Source organism: Parafrankia sp. Ea1.12 (genome assembly GCF_900465275.1).
Taxonomy (GTDB): domain Bacteria; phylum Actinomycetota; class Actinomycetes; order Frankiales; family Frankiaceae; genus Parafrankia; species Parafrankia soli.
On sequence record NZ_UBIZ01000720.1, the window covers coordinates 1 to 4,548 of the forward strand.

The window sequence follows — 4,548 nt, forward strand, 5'->3', positions numbered from 1 at the left end:
CTCAGGCCAACCGCCGCCAGGTAGCGGCATCACAGGCGGGTTCATCGTCAACCCGTCACACCGCCCGGCCGGAGCCCACGATCACAGCCGGACCACAGCAACATGCTCGTCGGGCTGGGGCGAAGCCCCGTTAGTACTGAGCCGAAGTAGCTTGGCGTCACGGCCTGCCCTGGCGCTCCGCGGTTCCGCGGAACCCCAGGATCGACCGTGAGCCGTGGTGGCCGCGTCGTCGAGCAGGCGGCGTGCGCGCCGGAATCTGGCATGCGTAGATCCCGCACCCGTCCCGGGATTTCTGTCAGTGCGGCGGGAGAGGATGACCGCGTGGTCCCCACTTCCCGTCCCGCCCGCACGCCGGCCGCCGCGGGCGCCGGCGCCGGCGCTGGCGCTGGCGCTGGTGCTGGCGCTGGCGCTGGCGCTGGCTCTGGCTCTGGTGCCGCGGCTGGCGCTGGGGCCGGCGCCGTGGCCGCGCTGCGGGCGGCCGGGGTGGGCCGGGGCGGCCTGGTGGCGGTGGTCCCGGTCTCGGATGTCGCGGTGGCGCTGGCGTGCGCCGGCGCCGTCTGGGCCCAGCCCGCCGACCCGGCCGCCGTCCTGGCCGAAGTGGAGCGCGCCCTCGCCCCCCGGTGGGTCTGGTGGTCGGCACACAGCACCGGGGCACTGCTGACCAGGTCAGGTACCAGCACAATCGCCGGACCCCGCGCTGGCTCTGGCACCTACGTCGGCCCCGGCACCCACGCCGGCCCCGGCGCTGACACCGGTCCCGGGCGCAGTCCCGTTCCCGCCGTGTGCTGGGATCTCGCGGCGGCGCACCGCGTCCTGCACGGGGGGCACCGGGATGATCCGGCGGCGGTCTGGGCCGGCGCACGCGGACTGCCACTCCCGCCGCCACCGCCCCGGCCCCGCGCCGACGGCCAGCTCGACCTGCTCGCCCTGGTCGATCACCCGGGCGGCCCGGGTGACGGCGAGGCCGACGATCCGATCGGCCCGGACGGCCAGCTCCGACCGGGCTGGGCCGAGGAGACGCTGCGCGGCGCGGGCCCGGGCGGGACGGGCGCCCAGCTGGCCCGGGCCACCCGGCTCGCCCAGCTGGCCCTCACCGTCACGGCCGCTCAGGACGAGGCGCTGCGCGCACTGCCCGACCCGCGGGCGCGGCCGGCCGGGCTCCCGCTGGCCGTCCTGACCGCGCGGGCCGAGTCCGGCGCCGAGCTCCTCGCCCGCGAACTGCGACGGGACGGCCTGCCGGTGGACCGGCCGACCGCCGAGGCGACGATCGCCGCCGCGATCGGGCCGAGGCCCGACGGCGACGCCGCGGGCGCGGCTGCCCGGCGGGCCCGGGACGCCCCCGTCCTGCGCCACCTCGGCACGTCGGTCGACCTGCGCAACCCGGTGGCGGTCCGGTCCGCGCTCGCCGCGGTGGGCATCGACGTGCCGGACACCCGGTCGGGCCGGCTGAGCGCGCTGCGCGGTGTCCACCCTGTCGTCGAGGCGCTGCTCGCCTGGCGCAAGGCCGAGCGGATCGCGACGACCTACGGGTACCGGTGGCTCGACACCCATGTCGGCGCCGACGGCCGGCTACGGGGCGAGTGGCGCGGCAGCGACGGCGCCGCCGGCCGGATGACCGCGGCCGCCGGCCTGCACAACCTGCCGGCCGACCTGCGGGTCGTGGTGATCGCCGAGCCGGGGTACCGGTTCGTCCGCGCCGACCTCGGCCAGATCGAGCCGCGGGTGCTGGCCGTGGTCTCCGGCGACCCGGAGTTGACCAGGGCGACCCGGCAGGACGACCTCTACGCCCCGGTCGCGGCCAGCCTCGGCGTCGACCGGCCGACGGCGAAGGTCGCGGTGCTCGCTGCGATGTACGGGCAGACGACCGGCGTCGCCGGCCAGGCCCTGCGGCAGATGCGCGAGACCTACCCGGTCGCGCTGGCGTACCTGGACGCCGCCGACGCCACAGGCCGGGCCGCCGCCCTGGGCCGGCCACCGCCGAACCCACCGGTCACAGACCCACAGGCGCGGCTGCGGACGTTCGGCGGGCGGCGGGTCCCGCTGCGGTTCGCCGCGGTGGACGACGGCGCCGACGAGAACAGGGTGGGTATGGCCTGGGGCCGGTTCGCGCGCAACGCCGTCGTGCAGGGCGCGGCCGCCGAGCTGTTCAAGGCGTGGGCCGTGACGGTACGCCAGTCGATCGCCCCGCTCGGCGGCGCGATCGTCCTCTGCCTGCACGACGAGCTGCTGCTGCACGTGCCGGCCCCGCGGGCGGAGGCGGCGGCGGAGGCGACCCGCCGGGCGCTGGACGCCACCGCCGGATACTGGGCCGCCGGCAGCGGGGTCCGTTTCGTCGTCGACATCGCGGTTGTGCGGCGGTGGTCCGATGCCAAGGCCTGACACCCGCCCGCACGGCGTCGCGAGCAGGGCGAAGCCCTCGGCGGCCCGGCGTAGTGCCCGACTGGCGCAGTGCCCGACCGACACAGTGCCCGAGGAGTGACCGAAAGGCTACTTCATGGCTTCGGCGCTGCGCTCCGGCCCGGCGTTACCCATGTGGGACGTTGGTGAGGTGATGAACTGCCCTTTGACCCTGGCGCGACCTACGGCCCTGGCGCGCCTCATAACCATGGTGCGACTCACGCCCGACAGGTGGCCGGCGACGCCCGGTGGTTGCCGCGAGCGGTGGCGGTTCGTGCCGGAGGCCACCCCGTGACCGCCTGGCGGCAGGCCCTCACCGCCCTCCAGCGGCGGGCGCGCAAGGCCCCGGGCTCGACGCCGGACGCGGCCCCCGCCGACCCTGGCGCGGCCCCCGCCGAGCCGTGCCCGCACCCGGCGGACGCGCTCGTCACCCGCCGGGCCGGCTCGCTCAGCCGCACCATGGTCCAGACCTGCACGGCCTGCGGTACCGAGTGGACGGCGCAGCCGTGACCCGCACCGCCGCGGAGGTGGACCACGCGGCAGCCGACCATGCGGCGGTTGACCGCGCCGGTCCCAGGGCACACGGCGATCTCAGAGCAGCGCGGCGATCTCGGCCCAGGTCGGCATGGAGGAGGAGGCGCCCGGGCGAGTCACCGCGATCGACGCCGCGATGACCGCCACCCGCACCGCCTGATCAAAGCCTTGCCCGGCCGCCAGCACGGACGCCATGACGCCGGCGAGGGTGTCGCCGGCGGCCGTGGTGTCGACCGCCTCGACCGGGCGCGCGGGCACCTCTGCGAGCACGGCGCCGCCGCGGGCCACGAGCACGCCTCGGGGGCCGCGGGTCAGCACCACGGTTCCGGCGGTCCGGCTCAGCGCGCGGGCGGCGGCCGTCTCGTCGTCGGTCCCGGCCAGCTCGCAGGCCTCCGCCGCGTTGGGGACGAGGATGTCGACAAGCTCCAGCAGGTCCGCGGGGACAGGCAGGACGGGCGCGGGAGTGAGCACCGTGGTGACGCCGCGGGCACGGGCGGCCGCCAGGGCCTCCCCGACCAGGCCCAGCGGACGCTCGAACTGTGTGACGAGAAGGCCGGACCGTGCGATCAGGTCGCGGGTGGCGTCGTCCAGCGCCATGACGGCCTGGTTCGCTCCGGGGACGACGACGATGCTGTTCTCGCCTCCGTCGACGACGGAGACCGCCGCGACTCCGGTCGGCGCCCCGACCGTCGCCAGCGCCGCGGTGTCGACCCCGTCGGCCGCCAGCCGCGCGCGGAGCGCGGCCCCGAACTCGTCGTCGCCGACGGCTCCCGCGAACCGGACCCGGCCGCCCGCGCGGGCCGCCGCGACCGCCTGGTTGAGCCCCTTCCCCCCGGGGACGGCCGTGAACGAGGAGCCGAACAGCGTCTCGCCGGGGCGGGGCAGGCGCGGCTGACGGACCACCAGGTCCATGTTCGCGCTGCCGAGGACGGCGATGGTCACCGGAGGCCGTCGCCGCGCGGAGTGGCGTGTCGCCATACCGCGAGTGTCCCGAACACCCCTGCCTGCCTCCAGGCCGGATCCGGCCCCGGCCTCACCACCTGCGACGCAATCCGTGATCTATCACGTTTACCGATCAGTTCGATCGCGGTTTGACGCTGGACACCATCCCTCTTCTCCACCATTCTGATGGACATGTCGGGGAACCTGGGTGCGAGTGCGCACGGGCCGTGCGTGGCTCGGGGCGCGGCGTCGCTCCGGTATGCGGCGCGCGTGCCAGCCGCCCGGTCGGTGCTGACCCGTCGGCGGTTCGTCGATTTCGGTCTCCTCACCACCGCCTGTTGTCGCCCCCGCTGAGCGGCCCGCGACGGCCGGCCACGGCACGCCAGGACGTCCGACGGGTCGCACTGGCCGGGTCTGCCGCCGCGGCTACCGGCGCCGCCCGCCCGTCCATCCGTTCCTGACCGACCGCTCCTGACCGAGGCCGTAGCCACGGCGCGGACGGGCGTGTTCCCACTCGCGGGCACGACCCGCCGATCCGCGGTCAGACACAGGACGGTGATCTCCGGGCTCGGGGACATCGGCATACCCGGAGCACCGGCCGGCCGGCTCCCCCCGTCTACGCCGCCGCCGGCAGGCCCGCTTCCCGATTGCGCGGCCGCCGGCGGCGGCGTAGAC

General features: G+C 76.5%; 3 protein-coding genes. 2 read left to right on the forward strand and 1 reads right to left on the reverse strand.

Annotation, left to right across the window (positions count from 1 at the left end):
• The first annotated feature begins 261 nt into the window (after positions 1 to 261).
• Both FMEAI12_RS35940 and FMEAI12_RS35945 read left to right on the forward strand, forming a co-directional pair.
• Positions 262 to 2,379, forward strand: coding sequence for a DNA polymerase (locus tag FMEAI12_RS35940; RefSeq protein WP_235015158.1), 2,118 nt, complete (start codon positions 262 to 264; stop codon positions 2,377 to 2,379).
• A gap of 309 nt (positions 2,380 to 2,688) precedes the next feature.
• Positions 2,689 to 2,907 (forward strand): hypothetical protein, encoded by a 219-nt coding sequence (locus FMEAI12_RS35945; RefSeq protein ID WP_131626842.1) that lies wholly within the window; start codon positions 2,689 to 2,691, stop codon positions 2,905 to 2,907.
• An 81-nt stretch (positions 2,908 to 2,988) separates the two neighbouring features.
• Here the strand turns inward: FMEAI12_RS35945 and FMEAI12_RS35950 are convergent, their stop codons facing one another.
• A complete protein-coding gene (locus tag FMEAI12_RS35950) occupies positions 2,989 to 3,873 on the reverse strand; it encodes a ribokinase (RefSeq protein WP_235015159.1) in 885 nt (294 codons plus the stop codon).
• Positions 3,874 to 4,548: the final 675 nt, after the last annotated feature.